The sequence below is a fragment of the Gardnerella vaginalis genome (genome assembly GCF_001546455.1).
GTDB classification, from domain to species: domain Bacteria; phylum Actinomycetota; class Actinomycetes; order Actinomycetales; family Bifidobacteriaceae; genus Bifidobacterium; species Bifidobacterium vaginale_B.
The window spans coordinates 19,290-44,628 of the sequence record NZ_KQ956813.1; the positions used below are offsets into that span (position 1 = coordinate 19,290).

General features: G+C 42.5%; 18 protein-coding genes. 17 read left to right on the plus strand and 1 reads right to left on the minus strand.

The features are described 5' to 3' along the window. The first annotated feature begins 96 nt into the window (after positions 1-96). The 9 genes from metE to pyrE all read left to right on the plus strand — a co-directional run bounded on the left by metE (position 97) and on the right by pyrE (position 13,474). Positions 97-2,433, plus strand: a complete 2,337-nt coding sequence (gene metE / locus HMPREF3216_RS01630; protein ID WP_060786642.1) for a 5-methyltetrahydropteroyltriglutamate--homocysteine S-methyltransferase — start codon at positions 97-99, stop codon at positions 2,431-2,433. Further along, positions 2,430-3,284: a methylenetetrahydrofolate reductase [NAD(P)H] gene (metF, locus tag HMPREF3216_RS01635; protein ID WP_060786643.1), complete on the plus strand. Its 855-nt coding sequence runs from the start codon at positions 2,430-2,432 to the stop codon at positions 3,282-3,284. The genes metE and metF overlap by 4 nt, the downstream gene beginning before the upstream one ends. A gap of 60 nt (positions 3,285-3,344) precedes the next feature. After that, a complete protein-coding gene (locus HMPREF3216_RS01640; RefSeq protein ID WP_419470997.1) occupies positions 3,345-6,707 on the plus strand; it encodes a bifunctional [glutamine synthetase] adenylyltransferase/[glutamine synthetase]-adenylyl-L-tyrosine phosphorylase in 3,363 nt (1,120 codons plus the stop codon). Positions 6,708-6,891: 184 nt separating this feature from the next. After that, on the plus strand, positions 6,892-8,118 hold the full coding sequence (pyrB, locus tag HMPREF3216_RS01645) for an aspartate carbamoyltransferase (RefSeq protein ID WP_060786645.1): 1,227 nt from the start codon (positions 6,892-6,894) through the stop codon (positions 8,116-8,118). Between the two features lie 75 nt (positions 8,119-8,193). Next, entirely contained in the window at positions 8,194-9,606 is a 1,413-nt protein-coding gene (locus tag HMPREF3216_RS01650) for a dihydroorotase (protein WP_060786646.1), read from the plus strand. 63 nt (positions 9,607-9,669) lie between these two features. Further along, a complete protein-coding gene (pyrF, locus tag HMPREF3216_RS01655; RefSeq protein WP_060786647.1) occupies positions 9,670-10,704 on the plus strand; it encodes an orotidine-5'-phosphate decarboxylase in 1,035 nt (344 codons plus the stop codon). A 120-nt stretch (positions 10,705-10,824) separates the two neighbouring features. Then, the gene (locus HMPREF3216_RS01660) at positions 10,825-11,709 is read left to right on the plus strand and encodes a dihydroorotate dehydrogenase electron transfer subunit (RefSeq protein ID WP_060786648.1); all 885 of its coding nucleotides are present in this window, start codon (positions 10,825-10,827) and stop codon (positions 11,707-11,709) included. A gap of 10 nt (positions 11,710-11,719) precedes the next feature. Continuing rightward, the gene (locus tag HMPREF3216_RS01665; protein ID WP_060786649.1) at positions 11,720-12,703 is read left to right on the plus strand and encodes a dihydroorotate dehydrogenase; all 984 of its coding nucleotides are present in this window, start codon (positions 11,720-11,722) and stop codon (positions 12,701-12,703) included. A gap of 78 nt (positions 12,704-12,781) precedes the next feature. Next, a complete protein-coding gene (gene pyrE / locus HMPREF3216_RS01670; protein ID WP_060786650.1) occupies positions 12,782-13,474 on the plus strand; it encodes an orotate phosphoribosyltransferase in 693 nt (230 codons plus the stop codon). A 95-nt stretch (positions 13,475-13,569) separates the two neighbouring features. On the opposite strand, the gene HMPREF3216_RS01675 is transcribed toward pyrE, so the two are convergent. After that, positions 13,570-16,128, minus strand: a complete 2,559-nt coding sequence (locus HMPREF3216_RS01675) for a BspA family leucine-rich repeat surface protein (RefSeq protein ID WP_060786651.1) — start codon at positions 16,126-16,128, stop codon at positions 13,570-13,572. 196 nt (positions 16,129-16,324) lie between these two features. Between HMPREF3216_RS01675 and HMPREF3216_RS01680 the strand changes: the two genes are divergently transcribed. The 8 genes from HMPREF3216_RS01680 (at position 16,325) to rpoZ (ending at position 25,335) form a co-directional block, all read left to right on the plus strand. Further along, on the plus strand, positions 16,325-17,305 hold the full coding sequence (locus tag HMPREF3216_RS01680; protein ID WP_060786652.1) for a hypothetical protein: 981 nt from the start codon (positions 16,325-16,327) through the stop codon (positions 17,303-17,305). A 120-nt stretch (positions 17,306-17,425) separates the two neighbouring features. Continuing rightward, positions 17,426-17,989, plus strand: coding sequence for an elongation factor P (efp, locus tag HMPREF3216_RS01685; protein WP_004111770.1), 564 nt, complete (start codon positions 17,426-17,428; stop codon positions 17,987-17,989). Between the two features lie 29 nt (positions 17,990-18,018). Then, the gene (gene nusB / locus HMPREF3216_RS01690; RefSeq protein ID WP_060786653.1) at positions 18,019-18,513 is read left to right on the plus strand and encodes a transcription antitermination factor NusB; all 495 of its coding nucleotides are present in this window, start codon (positions 18,019-18,021) and stop codon (positions 18,511-18,513) included. A gap of 160 nt (positions 18,514-18,673) precedes the next feature. Next, positions 18,674-19,888 (plus strand): glutamine-hydrolyzing carbamoyl-phosphate synthase small subunit, encoded by a 1,215-nt coding sequence (carA, locus tag HMPREF3216_RS01695; protein WP_060786654.1) that lies wholly within the window; start codon positions 18,674-18,676, stop codon positions 19,886-19,888. 29 nt (positions 19,889-19,917) lie between these two features. Beyond that, positions 19,918-23,313, plus strand: coding sequence for a carbamoyl-phosphate synthase large subunit (gene carB, locus HMPREF3216_RS01700; RefSeq protein ID WP_060786655.1), 3,396 nt, complete (start codon positions 19,918-19,920; stop codon positions 23,311-23,313). 3 nt (positions 23,314-23,316) lie between these two features. Then, complete coding sequence (gene pyrF, locus HMPREF3216_RS01705; protein WP_060786656.1) at positions 23,317-24,216, plus strand: orotidine-5'-phosphate decarboxylase; 900 nt, start codon at positions 23,317-23,319, stop codon at positions 24,214-24,216. 112 nt (positions 24,217-24,328) lie between these two features. Continuing rightward, entirely contained in the window at positions 24,329-24,943 is a 615-nt protein-coding gene (gene gmk, locus HMPREF3216_RS01710; protein ID WP_060786657.1) for a guanylate kinase, read from the plus strand. A 107-nt stretch (positions 24,944-25,050) separates the two neighbouring features. After that, complete coding sequence (gene rpoZ, locus HMPREF3216_RS01715; protein WP_060786658.1) at positions 25,051-25,335, plus strand: DNA-directed RNA polymerase subunit omega; 285 nt, start codon at positions 25,051-25,053, stop codon at positions 25,333-25,335. Positions 25,336-25,339: the final 4 nt, after the last annotated feature.

The window sequence follows — 25,339 nt, forward strand, 5'->3', positions numbered from 1 at the left end:
ATTCAGGTTATAACGACACCCCCAAATAGTTGATGACCCCATTAGGCCAAATGTTTGCTAGGCTGAATCAGGTTATTGATTTTTTTTGGAGGATATATGCATACCGTTCTAACGTCCGTACAGGGTTTCCCAAGGATTGGCGCCAATCGCGAGCTTAAAAAAGTTATTGAACGCTATTGGAAAAAAGACGCAACGCTAGAAGAAGTAAGACAAGTTGCAAAAGACTTGCGCAAAAAGCATTGGAAGATTCAGGCAGAAGCTGGAATAGAACTCATACCAAGCAATGATTTTAGCTACTACGATCAAATGTTAGATACGGCAATCCTGCTTGGCGCAGTGCCAGAAAGGTACAAAAAGCTAGAGTTTGAAAATGCAGAAGATACACTGTTTGCAATAGCGCGCGGATATCAAGGGAGCTTTGGAGACGTTACGGCTCTTCCAATGAAGAAGTGGTTTACAACCAACTATCACTACATTGTTCCAGAAGTTGAAAATCCACAAGATTTGCGTTTAGTTGGTACAAAGCCATTTGACGAGTTTAATGAAGCAAAAGATCTTGGAATTGAAACAAAGCCAGTGTTGATTGGCCCATACACCTTCTTAAAGCTTGCTCGCAATCCACAGGCTCAGGAATTAGAGCCAAACAAAGAAACGATTGAAGCATTAGCAGAAGCATATTGCAATATTGTAAAACGATTTGCAAGTCTTGGAGCAAAGTGGTTGCAATTTGACGAACCATACTTGTGCTTAGATAAAGAAGATGGCGATTTAAAGATTTTTAGCGATTTATATAAGCCGATTCTAGAAAGCAGGCTTGAAAACGCTGAAAACGCAAGCAGCGTTAAGATTTTGCTTAATACATACTTTGGCAATATTCTAGACTCCTATAAAACTGTAAACGATTTAGCGTTTGACGCAATTGGCTTGGATTTTGTAGAAGGCAAAGAGGAAAACCTTGAAGCTTTGCAAGAATATGGAGTAAACGAGAAAACCACTATTTTTGCAGGAATTGTTAATGGTAGAAACATTTGGAAAAATGATTACGCACAAAGTCTTGGCTTATTAGACGCTTTGCAAAAAAATGTTACTAATCGCATAGCTGTTTCTACTGCATGCTCTCTTTTGCACGTTCCATTTAGCACGAATGGAGAAGAGCTTGGTGAAGACGTATTAAAGCATTTTGCGTTTGCTGTAGAAAAATTGAAGGAAGTAAGCGAAATTGCTAAACTTTGCGTTTTGAATGATGATGAGCTTAAAAATAGCGAGGAATTAGCGCAAAATCAAGCATTATTCGACGGATCTAGAGTAAAGACAGACGAAAGTGTTAAAGCGCGAATCTCAAGCCTTAAGCCAGAAGATTTTGAGCGAAAGCCAGCTCGCGCTGAGCGTCAAAAATTGCAAAAAGAAGCATTGGGATTGCCTGATTTGCCTACAACAACTATCGGATCCTTCCCTCAAACAAAAGAGATAAGGTCGATTCGAGCGCTTTTTAGAAAAGGCGAAATTAGTAAAGAAGAATACAACGCATTTATTGGCAAGCAAATAGACGAGTGCATAGAACACCAGGAGAGCATTGGCCTAGACGTTCTTGTGCATGGCGAATTTGAGCGAAACGACATGGTGGAATACTTTGGCCAGCATTTGCACGGATTTAAGTTTACCAAGAATGCTTGGGTGCAGTCTTATGGAACTCGCTGCGTAAAGCCTCCAATTGTTTGGAGTGATGTTTCTAGAGCACAGCCAATCACGGTAGAGTGGAGCGCGTATGCCCAAAGCCGCACAAATCATGTTATGAAAGGCATGCTAACGGGGCCTGTAACAATTCTTAACTGGTCTTGGCCTCGCGAAGATATTACCCACGAGCAGCAAACGCAGCAGCTGGCTCTTGCTATACGAGATGAAGTTTTAGACTTAGAGCGTGCTGGAATTCGCGTAATTCAAATCGATGAGGCTGCTTTGCGTGAAAAGTTGCCGCTTAGGCGTTCGGATTGGCATAAGAAGTATTTGGACTGGGCTATTGCGGCTTTCCGTCTTGTACATTCTGCTGTGGCTGCTACTACGCAGATTCACACACATATGTGCTATTCGGAGTTTAACGACATTATTCAAGATATTGACGCAATGGACGCAGACGTAATATCGTTTGAGGCTTCGCGTGGAGATTTAGTTGTTTTGGACGCTATTCATGACGCAAACTTTGAAACAGAAGCTGGCCCTGGTGTTTACGACATTCACTCTCCTCGTGTTCCTAGCGAAGAGGAGATTGTTAACAGAATTCACGAGATTTTGCGCAAAATGCCAGCCAATAAACTGTGGATTAACCCAGATTGCGGCTTGAAAACACGAGGCAATGCAGAAACATGGGTTAGCTTGCAAAATCTGGTTTCTGCAGCCAAAAAGGTTAGAAGCGAATTGGGTGGCGGTTTGAAATGACCTATAAACCAAAGTTTTCACTAGAAGTGTTTCCACCTAAAAGAACATCTCCAATAGGTACGATTTACGACACTTTAGATGGCTTAAGGGGATTGGATCCAGATTTTATATCTGTAACTTATGGAACTGGAAAATCTTCGGATCGAACTGCTACTGCTAGAATTGCCAACACAATTCAATCGGAATACGGTATTAAAGCTGTTGCACATTTAACAGCAAGATACCTAAATTATGATGATGTTGACGAAGCATTAGAGTTGTTCGACAAGGCAGGTGTTAGTGGCATTTTGGCTTTGCGTGGAGACGTTATTGAAGGTCAGGATGCTGCTGGCGTGTTTAACCATGCCAGCGATTTAGTTGCTTATATTCGCACGCAGCGCCCTGATTTGCCTATTTTTGGCGCATGCTACCCCGAAAAGCACCCCGAATCTGCTACTTTGCAAGAAGACATCGATAATCTAAAGAAAAAAGTTGATGCAGGAGTCACTCATTTGATTTCGCAACTTTTTTACAATAACGATGACTTCTTGCGATTTAGGGATTTAGCTAGAAAATCTGGAATTAACGTTCCGATTGAAGCTGGAGTAATGCCTGTTGTAAACGCAAATCAGGTTAAGAGAATGACAAAAATGTGTTCTTCTGCAATAACCGAGCCTGTTTTAGCAATGATGGAACGCTGGGGAAGCAACCCAGAAGTTTTGCAAGACGCTGGAAGCATATTTGCGTCTCAGCAGATTAACGATTTAGTTGCGCAAGGAGTAGACGGAATACACTTGTATACAATGAATCGTCCTGGTGTTACTAGAAGCATTTGGTCAAACGTTAAGCCGCTTTTTACCAAAATTGTGTAATTTGTGCGTGTGGTGCTGTGCAAAATCTTATTGGACGGCACCACAATGTACAGTGGCGTTATGAGCAATCAAACGGGCAATAGTGGCGCTGTGAGTGGAAACTTGATTGGTAGGTTTTCTGGCGCTTTAGCTGGCGATTCTACACAAAGTGAAAATCAAGATTCTAGTGACGATAAAAACTGCGATTTATCGTATAGAAGTTTAGTTAAAGCTGGATTTGCGCGCCCAGAATCTGCTCGTAAAACTATAGAAGATGTTTGCAAAAATTGTGAAGACGACTCGCTAAATGCTCTAAAAATTTTAGAAAGCATAAAAAGAGTAGAAGATCCAGATTATGCAATTTTGGCTTTTAAAGACATTTGCCAAGACCAGCAAAAAGTTGTTCAAAAAATTGCTCAAAGCTCTAATAATTCGCTAATAACAAGCCCGCTTGCGTCTTTAATGCAGGTTATTGGAGCGTCTAAAGCATTTGCAATGCTAATGCGAACGCATCCTTGCTTAATAAACGCGGCAGCAAACGATCCAAATCATCTATTGCACATGACTTTAGAAGAGCGTGTTTTAGATTTGTTAGAGGCTATTCAAGCTTATAGGGCAACTGTTGTTAGTGCTAAAGATGCCGATATTAAAGTAGCTGAATCTAAGGGGAATGATACAGCTAGTGGGAAGGCTACAGCTAATGAGGAAGATGCTGTAGAAAATGCTGATAAAAGCGGTGACTCGTGCAGTGTTCCTATAAGCTCAATGGGATTTGCGCAGGCAGTTTATGCTCTTAGAGAAAGATATCGTCAGCATGTTGCTGCGATTATGGCATACGATTTAGCGAGCGCAGATCCTGTAGAATTGCAGCCAGATATAAGTCGCAAGCTGTCCGATGCGGCTGATGCTGCTTTAGAGGCAGCGCTTGCTATTGCGCGCGGGCAGGTTTCGGGATCGTGTTGCTGCAGATTTGCAATAATCGCAATGGGAAAATTGGGAGCGCAAGAAATAAACTACGTTTCCGATATTGATCTAATTTACGTTGCTGAGCCATCTAAAGGTGTTAGTCAAGATGAGGCTATTAGAACAGCCTGCTCGATTGCAATGGTTCTACAAAAAGTTTGCCAATCTATTGTTATTGGTTGCACGGAGCCGCCATTGTGGCAGATTGATACTGCACTTAGGCCAGAAGGCAAAGATGGCCCGCTTGTTAGGCGGTTAGAATCTCATAGAGAATACTACGAAAAGTGGGCAAGTAGCTGGGAGTTTCAGGCACTTTTAAAATCAAGACCAGCGGCTGGAGATGTGCAACTTGGAAACGAATACAGAAAAATGGCGGATTCTTTTATTTGGAAGGCGTCTGGCCGCGAACATTTTGTTGCAGATTGCCAGCATATGCGTCAGCGTGTAGAATCCTTGATTCCAGCATCGCAGCGAGACCTGGATATGAAGCTTGGGCGAGGTGGCTTGCGCGATGTTGAATTTACTGTGCAAATGCTGCAACTTGTGCATGGAAGTGAAGACCAGTCTCTTCGAGTTAAAGATACGCTTAGTGCGCTTAATGCTTTGTCTGCTGGAGGATACGTTTCTAGATCGCAAGCTGCAATTTTGGCAGAACATTACCGTTTTGAGCGTGTACTAGAACACCGCCAGCAAATGTGGAATATGCAGCGAACACATTTATTCCCCGATTTAGGCGCTCATGGCAATGGTGGTTTAGACCGCGCAAGAAGTATTAGTGCAGAAGAACTTAACGATAATAGTCAAATAAGGCGTCTTGCTAGAGCCGTTAGGCTTACGCCAGAAGAGCTTGTTGCGCGATTTGACAAAGCGCGCAGGGAAATTAGGCACTTGCATAAAGATATTTACTACCGTCCAATGCTGCCTATTAATGCACAAACAGATGCGGATCCTATTGTTCTTTCTGCAAATGCTGCTAGAGCGCGTTTTGCGTCAATCGGTTTTGCAGACTCAAAGGCTGCACAAATGCATGTTGAGGCACTTACCGAAGGGCTTTCGCGTGCGGCTAAAATTCACAGGATTCTTCTTCCAGCAGTCTTAAAATGGCTTGGAGAGGGCCAAAACCCAGATATGGGTTTGCTTGCTTTTAGGCGACTTTCCGAACGTTTTGGTGGAAAAAACACGTATTTGGGATTTTTACGTGATTCTCCTAGTGCAGCTCGTAGGCTTTGCCACGTTTTGTCTGATTCGCGTTATTTAGGCGACGCAATGATGCAATCAATGCAGTCGATTACGTGGCTTGGAGACGATTCTGCGCTTTCTGCACGAGATAGAGAAAGCTTAGATATGCAAACGCACGCAATGGTTGCAAGATATTCAAGCAGTATTGCGGATTTTGCTCAGTCTCTGCGCGCTTTAAGACGGCAAGAAATCGAGCGAGTAGCTCTTGCTTGGATGTGTGGGCTTATTGATGATGATACTTCGATGCAAGCAATGAGTGATGTGTTTGATGCCGTGCTCGATGCTGCTTTGCAGTGGTCTATGAAAGATTCTGCTCACAAAATGGGCTTAGGTAGCAGTAAAGCTTCGATTGCAATTATTGCTTTGGGTCGTTACGGGGGCAGAGAAGTGAACTTCTGTTCGGACGCAGACATGATGGTTGTTTATAAGCCTACAGAAGATGATTGCAGTAGCGAAGTTGCCTCTGATTCTAGTTCTGATTTGTCTCATCGTTTTGCGCAGACAACCGTAGATGTATTGCGAAATATTTTGCAAGGTCCTCTTACTTTAGAGCCAAAAATCATGGTTGATCTAGATTTGCGCCCAGAAGGCAAAGATGGACCTCTTGTGCGCTCGCTAGAATCTTGCGAGCATTATTACAAAAAGTGGGCTAGTACGTGGGAGAATCAAGCGCTTTTACGTGCGCGTTTTGCTGCAGGATCCAAAGAGTTGGCGGATGCTTTGCTAAGTGGAGTGGTAAACGATTTGCGTTATTCGGCAGAGCCGCTTAGTGAATCGCAATTGGCGGAAATTCGTAAGCTTAAAGCTCGTATGGAAGCAGAGCGTTTGCCAAGAGGTGTTAGTAGAGATAGGCATTTAAAGCTTGGCCGCGGCGGTTTAAGCGATGTTGAGTGGACTGTTCAGCTTTTGCAATTGCAATATGCTGGAAAATACGAGTCTTTGCGTACAGTTGGCACAATGCAAGCGTTGAAAGCGCTTAAAGAATCACATTTGATTGATTTAGAAGATGCAAATGTGCTGGAACGCTGCTGGCATATGTGTTCTGCGGTGCGAAATGCAAACTTCTTGTGGTCTGGTTCCTTAGAGCGCGCGGATATTATTCCAACGGACTCGTATTCTTTGGGTGGAATCGCCACTTATCTTGGCTACGATCCAAACCAGGGTAGGGTATTTGAAAACGATTTAATGGCGGTTATGCGTCAATGCCGAGATGTAATGTCTCGTATTTTCTATGGCCGATGAATAAAATGATTTTTAATTTGATTTACTAATTTTTTGTTCAATTTTTGCATCTTATTGCTGCATTTTGTGGTAACAAATATACGCCACTCCGAATCGCATATTCGTCAATGATAATCAGTAAAATCGTGGAGGTCGCGCACAATCGCGGCCGTTTGCCAACTAGCGAAAGGTAAGCGGTTTTATTATGACGAACGCATTTTCTGATTCTTCCAATCAAGTTTTTTCTCGTTGCGCAATTGCTCAATCGTTAGCAGGCAAAAGCGTGGTTACTTTAGATGATATTTCCACGGCACAGATACGAATGCTTTTAGATAAAGCGCGATACATTGATTCGCACAGAAAAGAAGTGGCCCACACTTGCGATGGCAGAGTGTTGGCCACTCTTTTTTATGAGCCGAGTACGCGCACGCGATTAAGCTTTGAAACAGCAATGCTTCGCTTAGGCGGCAAGGTGATTGGTTTTGCAGGCGCTCAGCTTTCTAGCGCAAGCAAGGGAGAAACAGTTAGCGACACGTTAAGAGTGGTGTCAAACTATGTAGACGTTGTAGCAATGCGTCACCCTAAGGAAGGCGCCGCTTTTGTAGCAACGCAAGCTGTGAGCACGCCAGTAATTAATGCTGGAGACGGCGGCCACATGCATCCTACACAAACCCTTGCAGATTTGGCAACTATTCTTGCGCGATTTGGCAGGCTTAACAATTTAACAGTTGGGCTTTGCGGAGACTTAACGTACGGCCGCACAGTTCACTCGCTTATTGAAACTTTGTGCCGTTTTGGAAACGTTCATTTTGTGCTGATTAGTCCAGACGAGCTTAAAACTCCGCAATATGTTATTGATCGCATAAATGCAACCGAATCGTGCTCTTACGAGGAAACTCGCGACTTAATGGAAGTGATTGGCAGCTTGGACGTGCTTTACATGACTCGCGTGCAAGAAGAGCGTTTTACAGACAGAGATCAATATTTGCGACTTAGAGATACTTACATTTTGACGGAAGAAAAATTGCAGAAAGCAAAGCCTAATACGGCTGTTCTTCACCCACTTCCTAGAATTAATGAGATTGCGGTTGACGTTGACGCGGATCCTCGTGCGGCATACTTTGAGCAGGTTAAAAATGGTATGCTTATGCGAATGGCGTTAGAAAGCTCGGTTCTTGGAGATGAGCTTTTGGGCTATGAGCCAACAGATTTTGTGAACGTTCCTAAAGACGAATCGCAAGCTTACGATGCCAGTGGAATTTCGCTGGCTAATCCTCGTGTTCATAAAGAAGATAAGAATGCGCCTAAAGATCTTAAATGCCCTAATATTCGTTGCATAACAAATAGCGAATTAACATTAGTCAAAAAGTTCTATAAGGATGATTCTGGCTCAAATGTGTATCGCTGCTTGTATTGTGACGAAGCGGCATAAGCTGATTAGAATTTGGCATAAAATAATCTAAAATAATTTAAAATAACTTAAAACCTTGAGCGAACTAGGAGTAACATGAATAACTCTCGAACCTTAACTTTGCAAAATATTGCAGTTTGGGATACTAGCGAGCGCATCGATTTAATCGTAGATGGTGTGCGTCAAGATGCTTTAATAGAGCCAAATGCGCGGATTGATGGCGAAATTGATGCAAGCGATTGGATTGTTGCTCCTGGTTTTGCCGATCCACACGTGCATTTTAGGGATCCTGGGCAAACAGATAAGGAGACGATGACAACTGGCGGCAATGCGGCTGCTGCAGGTGGCTACACGCAGGTTTTGATTATGCCAAATACGATTCCTGCAGTTGACGGCGAGCCTTGGAATGATGCTCCTTTTGATGTAGAAAATGTGATTGATTACTTGCAAAGATACGGTTGTATCTACGGCGTAAAACTGCCAGTTCGCTACGATTTAAGCGTTTGCGCATCTGTTGGCAGAAGTGGACTTGAGCCTAGCAATGTTAATCTGTGGAAAAAGTATGTTCCTGGAGTCGAAGATAGTCAAAAAACGTCTCCAATGAAGAAGCATCCTGTAACTGCTATTAGCGACGATGGTGCTGCGGTTCCAGAGCCGATTTTGCAAGACGTTCTAAAAATCGCAAAGCAAACGGGCTTGCCTTTTGTTGAACATTGCGAGCATCATGATTCTGGTTCTGTAAACGAAGGGCCAGTGGCTAAAATTTTAGGCGTTGGCGGAATTCCTGCTTCTACGGAACTTGCGATTGTTAAGCGAGATATTGATGCTGCAAGAGTTAGCGGCGTTCATGTTCACTTCCAGCATGTGAGTACTGCGGCTGCGTTTGAGGCAATTCGCAAAGCAAAGAAGGAAGGTTTGCCCATTACTTGCGAAACAGCTCCGCACTATGTTGCTCTTTGTGATGAAGATGTTTTAAAGTATGGCGCTAATGCAAAGATGAATCCTCCGCTTAGATCTAAAGCAGATAGGCAGGCGACTCTTGCTGCAATCGCAGATGGAACTATAGACATGATTGCAACGGATCATGCTCCGCACACAGCTGCAGATAAGGCTGGCGATTTTGCGAGCGCACCTAATGGCATTATTGGCCTAGAATGTGCTTATGCGGTTTGTAGAAAAGTTCTTGTGGATGCAGGTTATACAGACGATAAGCATTTAATTGAACTCATGTCTGTTAATCCTAGACAATTAATGAGTAGGCGTTCTACAGATATTTCGGCTTTGCTAAATGTGTCTTCAAAATGCGCGCTTCGTCGCACGTTGCGATTAAGCAACACGGAACACCCAGAAAACGTTGACTTAGTGCTGATTAACATGAGTGAAAAGTGGAGTGTAGATTCGAACTTGTTCCATTCGAAAGCTAGAAATACGCCATTTGACGGCTGGCAATTAAAGGGCAGGCCAGTGGCAACTATTATTGGATCGCAAATTGCGTTTTCTAGAATGTAGTTGCGCATTTAATCAAGCATATTCGTAAGTTGTAGTTGTAAAAATATAGAAAATGGGAGCAAAATGGACGAGTTAGTAGAAGCGATTGCAGCCAAGCAAAATCCTACGGTTGTTGGCTTAGACCCAAAGCTTGGTATTTTGCCTGCACAAATTTTAAGCGGCTTAGCGGATGAAGTTTTGCAAGAGGTGGAAAGTGAAGAGGCTTTGCCAACTTTGCTTGCTGCCGCCTATTTTGAGTTTAATCGTGCAATTATTGATGCGATTTGCGATATTGTTCCAGCTGTTAAGCCACAAATTGCAATGTACGAGGCGCTTGGCCCTGCTGGAATCGACACATACACAATGACTTGCGATTACGCTAAATCCAAAGGTTTAATCGTTATTGGAGATGCAAAGCGTGGAGATATTGGCTCTACTGCAGGCCAATACGCGGCACATTTGCGAGGTTTTGCTAATCTTGACTCGTATTTTAAAGATGATTCTTATAATTTTGACGAGTCTTTGGTTAATCTTCTTAAAACTGCTAGCGCCAAGGATTTTTGGCATGAGGATTCGCTTACCGTAAATCCATATATGGGTTCGGATGGCGTTGAGCCTTTTATAAACGAAGCAATTGCGCGCAATAAAAGCATTTTTGTGCTTTTGCGCACATCTAATCCTTCTAGCAAAGAGTTGCAAGAGCTTGTTGTGGAAGACAATAGGCCACTTTACGAGCATGTTGCTGAGTTGATTGAAAACTGGGGTGCTTCAAACGTTGGAAATCACGGATATTCTAGAGTTGGGGCAGTGGTCGGAGCAACGCATCCGCAAGAAGGCCAGCATTTGCGCGAAATTATGCCACATACTTTCTTTTTGGTCCCAGGCTACGGAGCGCAAGGCGGAACAGCTCAAGATGTTGCTGGAATGTTTGATAAAGATGGAAGTGGTGCTATAGTAAACTCTTCTCGCGGGATTATTGGCTCTTGGAAGAATTGTGAATCGTATAAAAAGCATGAATCTTCGATTTCTTTAGATGACATTCTAGATATTGTTGCAGATTCTTCTGCTCGCGCGGCTATTAATATGCGAGATGATTTACGTCAGGCGGTTTATAGGTGAATATAGCTAAATAAATGTGAATATAATCTATAAATAATAACAAGTTACAAATTACAAGCGAAAATACATAAATAAAGCTAAACAAATAAAGTTACACACTAAACAAGATAGGGCAAATACATGAGAGATGGCATGTTTATTCAAACTCAAAAATCTTCCAGAAGCGTTACAACTACGCTGAGTGAAAGCTCTTTTGACTATTCGAATGAGGAGTCCAGCAAGCCCAAATATAGCCGTCTTTTAGGAAGGCGCCCAATAGAAGTGCTTGATAATCAAAAGCTTGACGAAGGTGTGTACCGCTTAGTTTTACGCGATGATGCTATTGCTAAAACGGCAACTCCTGCGCAATTTGTTAACTTGTATTCCCCAGATTCTACAACTATGCTTCCTCGGCCATTTGGCGTTGCAAGCGTTGATGGAGATACATTTACTCTTATTTTTGCTGTGATTGGTAAGGGCACTGCCGAGTTTGCGCAGCTTAAAGCAGGAGATACTGTAGACGCTTTAGGACCATTAGGATTGGGCTTTGATATTTCTAAGCCGGCTCACTATGTTCTTGTAAGCGGAGGATTAGGTGTTCCTCCTTTGATTTGCGCGGCGCAGGCTATTTCAAAGAATAAGAATTGCAAGGTTACGGCAGTTCTTGGATACAGAGATAATCATTTTGCTGACTCATTTATGAAGGAATACGTTGATAACGTTTATAGCATTAGCAATACGCAAGGTACGGTTATTACTTTGCTTAATGAGCTAGAGCAAGAAAATCATTTTGATTTTAATGGCGATTTGCCTACTGTTATTCTTTCTTGCGGGCCAATGCCAATGATGAAAGCTGTAGCTCATTGGGCACATGAGCGTAATGTTAAATGTCAGCTAAGCTTAGAAGCCAGAATGGGTTGCGGATATGGCACTTGTGTTGCTTGTGTTGTAGACACATTAGAAGGAAGACTTAAGGTTTGCAACGAAGGCCCAGTATTTGACTCACAGAGATTGGGATGGGAATAAAGGAAAGAATATGAGCAACGAAACAAATAACGCTTTAGAAAACGCGAAAAATAATGCGCAAAATCTTGGATTTGACACAAGCCACGTTTGGAAGCATTCAACTAAAGTTGCAGGCGTTGAGTGGAAAAATATGGTTGGAACAGCGTCTGGAACGTTCCAGCTTGCAGCTTGCGCGCACTTTTACGATGTAAGCCAGCTTGGAGCAATTTGCACTAAGGGAGTTTCTCCAGTTCCATGGCAAGGAAATCCTGCTCCGCGCACTGCGGAATCGCCTTCTGGAATGGTAAATGCTGTTGGCTTGCAAAATCCTGGAGTTGACCACTATTTAGTAGACGAGCTTCCAAAGTTAAAAAAGCTGGGAGCGCTTGTGATTACTAACGTTGCAGGCCACAGTGACGATGATTATGCTCAAGTTGTTGAAAAGCTTGCGGATTCCTCGGCAGACATGCTGGAGATTAATGTTAGCTGCCCGAATGTAACTCATGGTGGCATGAGTGTGGGAACAGACCCTGTGGCTCTTCATCGCTTAATTAAGCGACTTCGCGCAATGACAAACAAGCCAATGATTGTAAAAATGACGCCAAATGTTACAGATATTGTATCGATTTGCAAGGCTGCTGTTGACGCTGGAGCGGATGCTTTAAGTATGATTAATACGCTGGTTGGTTTGCGTATTGATATTAAAACGGGCGAGCCGATTATTGCAAACCGAACGGGCGGTGTTTCTGGCCCTGCAATCTTCCCAATTGGGCTTGGATTTGTTTGGCGAGTTCGTCAAGCTATGCCAGATATTCCAATCATTGGTATTGGAGGCATTGATTCTGGAGAGAAAGCTTTGGAATACTTGTATGCTGGCGCTAATGCTGTAGAAGTAGGGGCTGCGGCTCTTGTGGATCCTACTGCTCCAATTCGCATTGCGCGCGAGTTGGATGATTTGCTTGATTCTAGGCCAAAGCTTGCGTCTTTGCTTAAAGAAGGCAAAACTTGGCGCTAATAACTTGGCGCTAATAAGTAAAAATAAGTAAATAGGATTTGCTAATAAGGTTTTACTAAATTTAATAAGGAGAATATTATGGCACAATTACACGAGGATTTTACAAAGTTTTTGCTTGATTCAGGCGCACTTAAATTTGGTGATTTTACGCTTAAGTCTGGTCGCCAATCGCCTTACTTTATTAACGCTGGAGCTTTTGATGACGGCAGTAAAATCGCTTCTCTTGGCGATTATTACGCTCAAAGAATTGTTGCTGCAATCAAAGATGGTGTTCTTTCTAGCAATATCGATACGGTTTTTGGTCCTGCATATAAAGGCATTCCTTTGGCTGTTTCTACGTCTATTGCTTTAACTAATAATTACAATATGCCAGTTGGTTTTACTTTTGACAGAAAAGAAAGAAAAGACCATGGCGATGGCGGAATGATGGTTGGAAAGCCGCTAAAAGACGGTATGAAAGTGCTGCTAGTTGACGACGTTATGACTGCTGGAACCGCAGTTCGAGAAGTCTTGCCAAAGCTTAAAGCAGAAGCAGATGTGGAAGTTGTTGGCTTGATTTTGGCAGTGGATAGAATGGAGCGCACTAAAGATAGTGAGCTTTCTGCAGTAAAAGCAGTAGAGCAAGAGTTTGGATTCCCAGTGCTTCCAATTGCAAACGTTCGTGAGATTTTTGATGCTGCTAAGAGCATTAGTAATGCAAACGGCGAAGCTGTAATGAATCAGCAGTTGGCAGATCGCGCTGCTAAATATCTTCTTCAATATGGCGCTTAAGTATGGCGCTTAATAAAAAATCTTAAAATTTTCCGCAAAATGTTGCAAAACACGGTGTGTAGTACAACATTTTGCGGAAAATTATTGCAAATGTTTTAGTTTTTCTTTAAAACAAAGGTTGCAATTCCAGCAATTGCAACAACAAATACAGCTAATGCACCAATCATTAGTACATTCGTATTCTTATTTGAAGAAGCTGGTTTTGCACTAGAGCTGTTATTTTTTAGTGCGCTCTTCTTTTTGTTTACGCTTTTGCTTGAATCTTCATCTTTAGAATTGTCTTCCTTAGAATAATTTTCTTTAGAATCATTGCTTTGCAAATCTTTGGAATCAGCCTTATTGCTGCTTGAGTTGCTGCTTGGCTCGGTTTGCTTCTTATTTTCTGCAGTTTTATTGGCGATTTCTGCTTTGTAAGAAGTATCCTGATTTTCTTGTTGCGATTGAGCTGATTCTTCAGTCTTAGCTTCTACAGTCTTAGCTTCTGCAACTTTAGAAGGCTCTGCAGCATATGCCTTTGCAGCGTATGTTTTTGCAGCAGCACTAGCTTGATAATAACTGCTATAACTGTAGTCATTTTGATTGAACGCAGCTAATAATCTATATAACCTGAGCAAACTGTAACCAGAATCAGAATCCAAATTAGATTCAGAATCCGAATTAGAGTCCAAAGATTCATCTGCACTAGGCTCAACAACGTTTGAACTTTCCGTTTGAGTGCTTTGAGTTTTAACAGTTGTTTTAACAGTCAAATTAAAATCTTTATTTAAATCAAGACCTGTTAAATCTGAGTTAAAAGCAGATTCACCATTGTTCCAAGCTGTAACTATTTCATCTTGTAAGCCAAGTAGTGTAGCTAATTTTTTGTTTGCATTTTCTTTATCTAGATTTCGGAAGTCAACTATTTTGCTGTCTTTATCTTGGCAATTAACAATTGCATCAACAAAATTATTCTTTCCATTTGTATTAACCAAGCAACTAATACTAGCCTCGCCGTGCTTTATTGCAGCCATAAAGTATCCGCGTAAGAATCTTCTCGGGGCATTACTTTCGCTTGGGTTTGCGTTATTTTTTATTAATTCTTCTGCACTATTTGAGAATCCATCTTTTTTGATACGAAGATTTCCATCTTGTGCGCTTGCTTCTTTCCAAATATCAGTAAGTGCAGAAAGATTTGTTTGCGTAAGGTCAACTCCAGATGGAATAGTAATATCATCGATTTTGCTGCCGCCAAACATGTTCCTAACGCCGTTATTTGATGAACCAGTTTGACCATTAAGAGCCTGCGTTAAATCCCACTTAGAAATATCTAGCGAAGTTACCGAAGAGTTTGCAAACATATCGTTCATATCTGTTGCGCTAGAAGTGTTCCATTTTTCGATTCCTGGTATTTGCGTTAAATTAGTAGTATTTGAAAATGCTTTTCCCATATTCCAAACATTTTTTGTATCCCAATTTTCTAAGCCAGTTATCTTTTTAACGCCACTGTTTTCAAAAAGGCCAACAATGTTTCCAACGTAGGAAGTTTTCCATTTTCCAAGATTAGCTTCTTTAAGTGAGGTTGTTCCAGTAAACATTCTGCCAATGTCGTTAGTGTTGCTAATATCCCAATTTTCAAGCGCTTTAATGTCTTCTAGCTTGTTGGCGTTCATAAACATTCTTCCCATTGAAGCAAGATGGTCGTTTGTAAACACTTCTAGGCCTTCGGTAGTTGTTAATCCGCTTTCTGCAAACATTCCAGTTGCTTCATCGCAGTAGGTGTTGTCCCAAGTAATTCCCTTAACGTTTGAAAGATTCTTTGCTTGGTAGAACATGTTGCTCATATGATGAACATTGCGAGTTTTAAAGTTTCTAATGCCGTCTGCAGATTCAATTGCGCCGCCTTCAAACATGCTAGTCATGTCTGTAACGTTGCTAGTGTTCCACTTTTCGTCTAATCCGTGAACTGTGCGCAAATTTTTTGTGTTTCTAAACATTAGTTGCATGTTTTCAACGTTGCTAACATCCCAGTTAGATATTGGATTTATGCTGCTTATTCCGCTATCTTCAAACAGGCTGCTCATATCTGTTACGCGGCTTGTATCCCAGTCTTTAGTTCCATTAATATTTTTTAACTTAGGATTTGAAGAAAACATTCCAGACATATCTTCTACATTAGAAGTGTCAAATAAATCCAAATTATTTATTGTTTCTAGATTTGCAAAGTTTGAAAACAGTTTGCTAGCACCGTTTCCTAGTTGGATTTTTCCAGCATTTTCAGTTTGATCGCCTGATTGAACAATATTTATGACTTTGACTTTAGATGTATCAAGATTTACGCCATCTGGATTGTTATTATTAGACGAAATAATCTTTTCAATTGAGTTAGATGCAAAATCTGTTCCGTTAATTTTTGATATTTCAAGAGTATTGGTGGATTCGTCAAACTTCCACTTTAGCCCAGTAGGAGTTGGGTCAAAGAATCCCCGATATTTTGCTTCATGCCAAGTGTTTAGTGTATCGTCTTTGTTTTCTTTGTTTTCTGGATTAGTCGCAACAGATTCCTTTTGCTGCGTTGACCCTGTGTTTAATTCTTCGCTAGCAATGGCTTGCTGAGTTGGTATTAATGAGCAAATCATTGCTGCACATGCGCAAGATGCGAATATATGTTTCTTCATGGTTTTCCTCTGGGTTAATCATGTGTATGTTCGTTCTTGTTCGAACGTGTTCAGCATATCAACGCATATGAACAAAGAAAAGAAGTTATGTTAATTTATGTTCTTTTTTTGTAAATATAATTATAAATTGATGTTTTGTAATTATGCTTTTATATGTAACTAAAAAATATCAAAAGTTTGTAATAATCTTCATAATATGGAAGACAATGATGATAGATATCAAACGACTAGCGATTTGGATTCTTTTAGCAATCCTACGCAATACGAGCAAGAAAATATTTTTGGATCGTCTGACAATGATTTAAATAGCTCGTTGCTAAGTGATAAAAAAGCTATTGTTGCTATTATCTGCGCATCTCTTATATCAATTGGGGTTATTGTTGGATTATGGTTCTTTTTATTTGCAAACAACGCTAAACCTAAGCTGAGCATAAGTGAGCCATCTAAAAATTGTGTGCAATTGCGCAAAAAAGTAATCTCCGCCAAAGAAAGTCTTAAAAAAGTTATATCTAGCCAAATTGTTAAAAACGCTTCCAACATAAAATCTTCCGACTTTGACGACGATTTTGACATTGCCAAAGATGCGGTAGACGATTTTGAGTCTTCGCTAAATTACGCAAATGACGACTTAAATGAAGATATTCCACAATGCCCAGTTGGTGCGGATTCTTACGATTCTCCAACTGTTGAAAATAAGCTTTCAGACAAATTGGATTCCTTGCGTAAAGATTCTAAATCTGTTAAGCAATCTGCCGAACATTTGATAAAAACTAGTAGAACTGCTTTTAGTGATCAATTGTTGAATCTTGTTAAAAAAGCTAGAGAGCTTGTAGAGAAAGCTAAAAAGTCGCCTATTTTAGCTGTTGCTTCTCAAAGTCTAGAAAATGCTATTAATGATGCTGGTAATGCTCTTGCTAAAAGCAGCAATAATTATAAAGAGTTAAAGCAGTCTTATCAAAAAATAAAAGCTGTTATAGGCCAGTGCGAAGAAAAAATTAAGAAAATAGCTGATAGTCTTTTAAATAGAGATGCAAATAAGAACGAGAATATAGATACAAGTAGAGATGGCAATGGATACCCATTAGATGCGCCTCATAATCAAGATGAAGATGGTGGATATGAGCCTATGGGCAGGGGAGAAAACCCAGAGTCTTCGCAACAAAACAATCAACAGTAATTGACTAATTGCATTAAATAAGCATCTATATTTTAATTAGTTGACGCTTTGTGGCATAATAGGCAAGGTTTATTTCTTAGCTGCATTGCAGCTTTAATTAGCGAAAGAAACGGATAACTCGTGGCACAGACTACCAATGATATTAAGAATGGATCGGTTTTGAACCTTGACGGTCAGCTTTGGACCGTTGTTAAGTTCCAGCACGTAAAGCCAGGCAAGGGTCCTGCTTTCGTTCGTACCACCATTAAAAACGTGCTCTCGGGCAAGATTGTCGACAAGACTTTTAACGCCGGCATGAAGATGGAGTTCGAGACCGTTGATAACCGCACTTTGCAGTATTCCTACGAAGACGGCGATAACTTCGTGTTTATGGATATGACCACCTACGATCAGGTGTATATTCCTAAGGTTTTGGTTGGCGAACAGAGCAAGTATCTTCTTGAAGGAACTGACTGCATTGTTAGCTTCCATGATGGCACTCCTTTGAGCGTAGAACTTCCAGCTTCCGTAATTTTGACCATTACTCACACTGAGCCAGGCTTGCAGGGCAACCGCTCTAATGCTGGTACTAAGCCTGCAACAGTTGAAACTGGTGCTGAAATTCAGGTTCCACTCTTTGTTGGCGAAGGCGAAAAAGTTAAGGTCGATACTCGTGACGGCTCTTACCTTGGTCGCGAAAACTAATAGAAACTTATAAAAAGAAGGACGTTACTATGGCACGCTCCACTGCTCGAAAGAGGGCATTGAACACCCTTTATGAGGCAGACGAGAAAAGTCAGAATATTCTTTCTTTACTCGACGAACGTTTGAAAGAGCCAGGCGCGCAAACTCCTCTTCCAGATTATGCAGTTGACATTATTCGCGGAGTAGGTGAGCGTAGAAACAGAATTGATAAAACCTTAAATCGCTATTCAACTGGTTGGAAAGTTGGAAGAATGGCGGTTATTGATCGCAATATTTTGCGCATTGCTGTTTGGGAGATTCTTCTAAACGATGAAGTGCCAGATAAAGTTGCGATTGATGAGGCGCTTGCTCTTTCTAAAACATATAGTGACGATGAAGCAATCACCTTTATTCATGGTCTTTTGAGCGCAATTGTTTTAGACAAAGACGCTTGCTTGGCTAAGTTTAATGGTGAATCTGGGGAATCTGACGATTCTAGTGAATCTAGTGAATCGCAAGAAAGTGATTCTTCTAGTTCTAACTAAAACTTAGATTCGGCTTCAGTTCTACAAAGTAGTCGCAAAATGCGTTAATCCGCTTGCTTAAAAAGTAGGCGGATTTTTGTTTTGCAATCTATCGGCGCGTCGCCGTCCGCCAATCTGAGTAGACTTGCCACGAATAACCTAAAGCCATAAGGGGGTTAAGGTGGGCTATAACGACACCTTCGCCGGATTCGGCACTGATGATGCAGTATTAGTATTGGAAGACGGGCAGGTTTACGTTGGTAAACCATTTGGCGCAAAAGGTTCTACACGCGCTGAAATCGTGTTTTCTACTGGAATGACTGGTTACCAAGAAACACTTACCGATCCAAGTTATGATCAACAAATAGTGGTTCAAACGTTCCCACACATAGGAAACACTGGAATAAACAACGAAGACCCAGAATCTTCAAAAATATGGGTTGCGGGGTACGTGGTAAAAGCTCCAAGCCCTAATGTTAGCAATTGGAGAGCCACTGGTTCATTGGAAGATGATTTAGAAAAACAAGGTATTGTAGGAATCAGTGGTATTGATACAAGAATGCTGGTACGACATTTACGCTCAGTTGGCGTTATGCGTGCTGGCATTTTTTCTAATGATGCACTTATAGATAAAACCACTGGCGCAATTCGTACGGTTGCATCTTTTGTAAATGAGATTAAACAGACTCCTCAAATGCAAGGCTTGCGACTAACCGACGAAGTTAGCACAAAAGAGACGTATACGATTGAGCCTTGTGGAGATTATGAAGGCAAAGAGCCGCTTTACACCGTCGTAGCAGTGGACTTTGGTATAAAAGCAATGACTCCTCATCGCTTGGCTCAGCGTGGCTGCCGAGTACACGTTGTAAGCTCCTCAATAAGCTTTGAGTCGCTTCAAGCGCTTAACGCAGATGGCGTGTTCTTCTCGAATGGCCCTGGAGACCCTGCTCAGGCAAATCGCGAAGTGGAATTATTGCGCAATGTGCTAGACGCTGGCTACCCGTTCTTTGGAATATGCTTTGGAAACCAGTTGCTTGGCCGAGCGCTTGGCTTTGGAACGTACAAGCTTAAGTTTGGTCACCGTGGCGTAAATCAGCCTGTAAAAGACGTGACCACTGGAAAAGTGGAAGTTACGGCTCACAATCATGGTTTTGCTGTAGATGCTCCTATTGGCGAGACTGTTGAATCGCCCTACGAAAATGGCCATTTTGGTCGCGTAATAGTGTCTCACGTAGATCTTAACGACAATGTTGTAGAAGGATTGCAATGCCTTGATATTCCAGCTTTCTCTGTGCAATATCACCCAGAAGCAGCCGCAGGGCCTCACGATGCATCGTACTTGTTTGACCGCTTTGTAGAACTTATGCAAAATCACAAGAATAAGAGCGAAAAATAGTAGGTATAAAGGGATAAAAGGAATTTATAATGCCAAAACGTGCTGATATTAAGTCTGTAATGGTGATTGGTTCTGGCCCAATTGTAATTGGTCAGGCTGCAGAATTCGATTATTCGGGAACGCAGGCTTGCCGAGTGCTTCACGAAGAGGGAATCCGCGTAATCCTTGTAAACTCTAATCCAGCTACGATTATGACGGATCCAGAACTTGCGGATGCAACATACATTGAGCCAATAGACACAGCAATCTTAGAGCGCATTATTGCTAAAGAGAAGCCAGATGCGCTTCTTCCAACATTGGGCGGCCAGACGGCATTAAATGCTGCAATGGATTTAGGCAAAGCAGGAATACTAAAAAAGTACAATGTGGAGCTTATTGGCGCATCTCTTGAAGCAATTGACCGTGGCGAAGATCGCGAGCTTTTTAAGAAAGTCGTAGAAAAAGCTGGAGCGGAAAGCGCAAAATCTTTTATTGCTCACTCAATCGAAGAAGTAGATAAAATCGTTGAATCGCTTGGATACCCAGTAGTAGTACGCCCAAGCTTTACAATGGGCGGCCTCGGCTCTGGAATTGCGCATAATCAAGAAGAATTGCACCGCATTGCGGGAGCTGGAATCCATTATTCTCCAACAGACGAAGTGCTTATTGAAGAAGGCATTGAAGGCTGGAAGGAATTTGAGCTGGAGCTTATGCGAGACTCCAAAGACAACGTTGTTGTTGTTTGCCCAATCGAAAATGTTGACCCTGTAGGCGTTCACACGGGCGACTCGATTACAGTTGCACCTTGCTTTACGCTAACAGATCGCGAGTATCAAAAGATGCGCGATATTGGCATTGCGATTATTCGAGGCGTAGGCGTTGATACAGGCGGATGCAATATTCAGTTTGCAATCAACCCTAAGACTGGTCGCATAATCGTAATCGAAATGAATCCTAGAGTTTCGCGATCTTCGGCTCTGGCATCTAAAGCAACTGGATTCCCGATTGCAAAAATCGCAACAAAACTTGCGCTCGGCTACACTTTGGATGAAATTCAAAACGATATTACGCGTTCAACTCCTGCAAGCTTTGAGCCAACAATCGACTACGTTGTAACAAAGATTCCACGTTTTGCATTTGAAAAATTCCCTGGAGCAGATACTACGCTTACAACGTCTATGAAGTCAGTTGGCGAAGCTATGGCTTTGGCTGGAAACTTCCAGGAGTCTCTTGGAAAAGCAATGCGCTCAATCGACAAGCGCCACGCGTGCTTTAACTGGGATGGCGAGCGCCCGAGCAAAGAAGAAGTTAATAGACTTCTTGAAGAAATGCATACGCCAACAGAGCATCGCTACTTGCAAATTCAGCGAGCTCTTTGGGGTGGAGCAACTCCAGAGCAGATTTTTGCGGCAACAAAGATTGACCCGTGGTTTGTTGAGCAGCTTTCGTTAATTAACAAAACGGCATTAGAGGTTCGTGAAGCAGAAAATTTGACACCAAAAGTCTTGAAGAGCGCTAAGCTTGCAGGCCTTTCGGATGTTCAGATTGCGCATTTGCGTAACCTTGGCGACGAAGGCGAGAACATGGTTCGCGAGCTTCGTTGGGCGTATGGATTGCATCCTGTTTACAAAACGGTTGACACTTGCGCTGCAGAGTTCGATGCTGTAACGCCTTACTACTATTCTTGCTACGCTCAAGAAAGTGAACTTAAGCCGCGCAATCGCGAAGCTGTGATTATTCTTGGATCTGGTCCAAACAGAATTGGCCAGGGTATTGAGTTTGACTACACGTGCGTGCACGCTGTGCAGGAATTGGGCAAGGATTACGACACCATTATGGTTAATTGCAATCCTGAAACGGTTTCTACAGACTACGATATGTCGGATCGTCTTTACTTTGAGCCTCTTACTTTCGAAGACGTGCTTGAGATTTATCAAGCAGAAAAGAAGCTTGGCCCAGTTAAAGGTGTGATTGTGCAGCTTGGTGGTCAAACTCCACTTTCGCTTGCGGCTCGTCTTAAAGCTGCTGGAGTTCCAATTTTGGGTACTACGCCTGAGGCCATTGATTTGGCGGAAAATCGTGAGCTTTTTGGCGAGGTTCTTCGCCAAGAAGGCATGAACGCTCCGCGATACGGCACGGCTTTAAGCCTTGAAGAAGCTAAAGATGCTGCTCACGCAATCGGTTACCCTGTTCTTGTGCGACCAAGCTACGTGCTTGGTGGGCGAGGAATGGAAATCGTGTATGACGATGCTCAGCTTGCAAAATACGTGGATCGCGCTTTGCAAGAAGCTCGAGCAGATACCGTTGTGTCTGGCCGCTTGCCTTCGCCTCTTTTGATTGATAAGTTCCTGCAAGACGCTATTGAGATTGACGTTGATGCTCTTTACGACGGCAATGAGCTTTATATTGGCGGCATTATGGAGCATGTTGAAGAGGCTGGTGTGCACTCTGGCGATGCTGCTTGCACGCTTCCTCCAAGCACGCTTTCCGACGATCAAATTCGCCGTCTTAGGGAGGGCACGCTTTCGATTGCTCAAGGCTGCTCGGTTCGCGGTCTTATTAACGTGCAATACGCTTTTATGGCAAACACTTTGTATGTAATTGAGGCAAATCCTAGAGCGTCTAGAACTGTTCCGTTTGCTTCTAAAGCTACAGGTGTTGCTCTTGCTAAAGCTGCTGCTCGAATTATGGCTGGAGAGACAATTGCACAGCAGCGAAAGCGCGGGCTGCTTCTTCCAAAGGGAGATGGTGGAGATATTCACCCAGGCCAGCAAGTTGCGATTAAGGCTTCTGTACTTCCATTTAAGCGTTTCCGCACGCCTGTTGGTCGCACAGTTGACATTTTGCTTGGCCCAGAAATGCGCTCTACTGGAGAAGTTATGGGCTTTGACCGTGACTTCCCGCATGCTTTTGCCAAGAGTCAGCTTGCTGCATACAAGGGCGGTTTGCCTACAAGCGGCAACGTGTTTGTGTCGGTAAGCGATGCGGATAAAAGGCAATTGCCTCTTCTTGCAGTGCGTCTTGTGGAGCTTGGATTTACAATTTGGGCTACAGAAGGTACAGCATCTGTGCTTCGCCGCTACGGCATTGATTCCGTGATTGTTGACAAGCTTTCAAGCCAAGGCGACACGGCGAAGGATGTACGAAATGCTGAGACTGCTCACGAAAGAATCGGCAAAAACGTGGTTGAGCTGATTGAAAATGGTAAGATTGACATGGTGTTAAACACGCCGAATTCCAGAGGGTCGCGTACGGATGGTTATGCTATTCGTGCAGCTGCTGTTGCAGCAGACCTTCCGCAGTTCACTACGATTACGGAGTTTGCACCAGTTCTTATGGCTATAGAAGCCGTTAAGAACAACGATTACCAGGTGATGAGCATTCAGGAGCATGCCAAGCAACTGTTTGCAATCGAAAAGGCAGAAAACGAAGAAAGTCGGGCTTAATACATGACCGAAAGCATACGAGAGCAGGAACTGCAGGCGCAAAGATCTGATTTTGGATTGCGTCTAAAAAACGCTATGGCAAAGTATGGGCCATTATGCGTTGGCATAGATCCACACCGCAAAATGCTGCTTAATTGGGGATACAATATGGACGCTCAAGGAGCAGAATTGTTCTCCATGCGTATGCTTCAAGCCATGAATGGCAGGGCTGCTGCCGTAAAATTCCAATCAAGCATGTTCGAGCGCTACGGGTCTAAGGGATTTGCGGCGCTCGAGCGAGTGCTTTATGCTGCAAGGCAAATGGACGTAATCACTATTGTTGATTGCGGTCACGGCGGGTTGTCTACAACAATTTCTGCTCTAGCAGACGCTTATTTTAAGCCTGGAGCACCTCTTCTTACAGATGCAATTACACTTCTTCCGTATTACGGCGCTAGGTCTATGGGCGGGCTTATTAATGAAGCTCTTAATAATGGCAAGGGCGTATTTATTGCTTCTTTAACGTCTAATCGAGAAGGCGCAAGCTTGCAAACAGCAATTCGCCAAACGGGTTCCTATCGAGGCACAACTGTTGCTCACGGTATTGCTCAAACTGCGCAAACTTTTAACAACAATACAAAAGGCATGGGTTCTGTTGGATTGATTGTTGGAGCAACTATTGGCGATTGGATGAATGGCGGTGGAATAGACTTAACAAGTTTTACTGGCCCTATTCTTTCGCCAGGCTACGGCTGGCAAGGTGCGGAGGCTAACGACTTAAAAACCGTTTTTGCAGGCACTCACGGAAACGTTTTGGTAACAGTTTCTAGATCCATTGCTTCGCATGGACCAGATATTGGAGCATTATCTGCTGCAACCGAACGAATTGCGTGGGATATTCGTCAAGCTTTGATGGATTCTTAAACTGTTAAAACTGTTTATGGGTATCTTATAATGCTTTTATAAAGTTTTTTCGATGTTAAAGTATTGTTAGAGCTTTAATAAAAATTGTAAGAACGATTTAAGTGAGTCAGATATGATTAGTACAGACGAGAATCAGGGTGTAACCGCCAAAAAAAGGCGATTAATTGTTCTTACCGGCCCTACTGCTGCTGGAAAAGGAACAGTCGAGGGGTTTTTGCGCGAAAAACACCCTAATATCTGGCTTTCTGTTTCTGCAACTACTCGTAAGCCTCGCTATGACGAGTTTAATGGCATTCATTATTGGTTTATTGACGAAGAAGAGTTTGCTAGAAGGCAAAAGAACGGTGAATTCTTAGAGACGGCTCTTGTTCATGGAATGGCTCATTATGGCACTCTTCTTAAGCCTGTTTTAGATCACCTTGCGCAGAATGTTCCAACTCTTCTAGAGATTGATCTTCAGGGAGCTAGACGAGTAAAGCAGGAATCTTCTAGACTCGGCCTAGAAGTGGTATATGTATTTATTGCGCCTCCTAGCTTCGAGGAGCTTAAGCGTCGTCTTATTGGCAGGGGAACAGAAACACCACAGCAGCAAGCTAAGCGATTGCAAACCGCAAAAGTAGAAATGGCTGCTGCAAGTGAGTTTGATTTTGTTATTGTTAATGATGATGCTCAAAGAGCAGCGGATGAACTTTGGAAGATAATCGCTAAAGAATACGATTTAGATTAATTTAGATTAATTTCGGTTAATTTAGATTTGCGTTTTAAATATCCGCGCAATGGCTTATAATAGGCTTTTTGGAAACTATTGTGGCACCATAGAATATGGAGAACATTATGGCATTGGGCACTAAGCCAACACCTACTGGACTTGCAAATCCGCCTATTGATGATTTAATGCAGCATGCGGATTCCAAGTATGCGCTTGCCTTGTTTGCCGCAAAACGAGCACGGCAGATTAATTCTTATTTCACACAGCTTAACGAGGGATTGTTGCAAAACGTTGGTCCTCTTGTTGAGTACAGAAACCAAGAAAAGCCTCTTTCTATTGCATTCCGTGAGATTAACAAAGGTTTGTTGGTAGAAAATCTTGGTGAAGATGATGTGAACGAAGGAAACTAAGTTT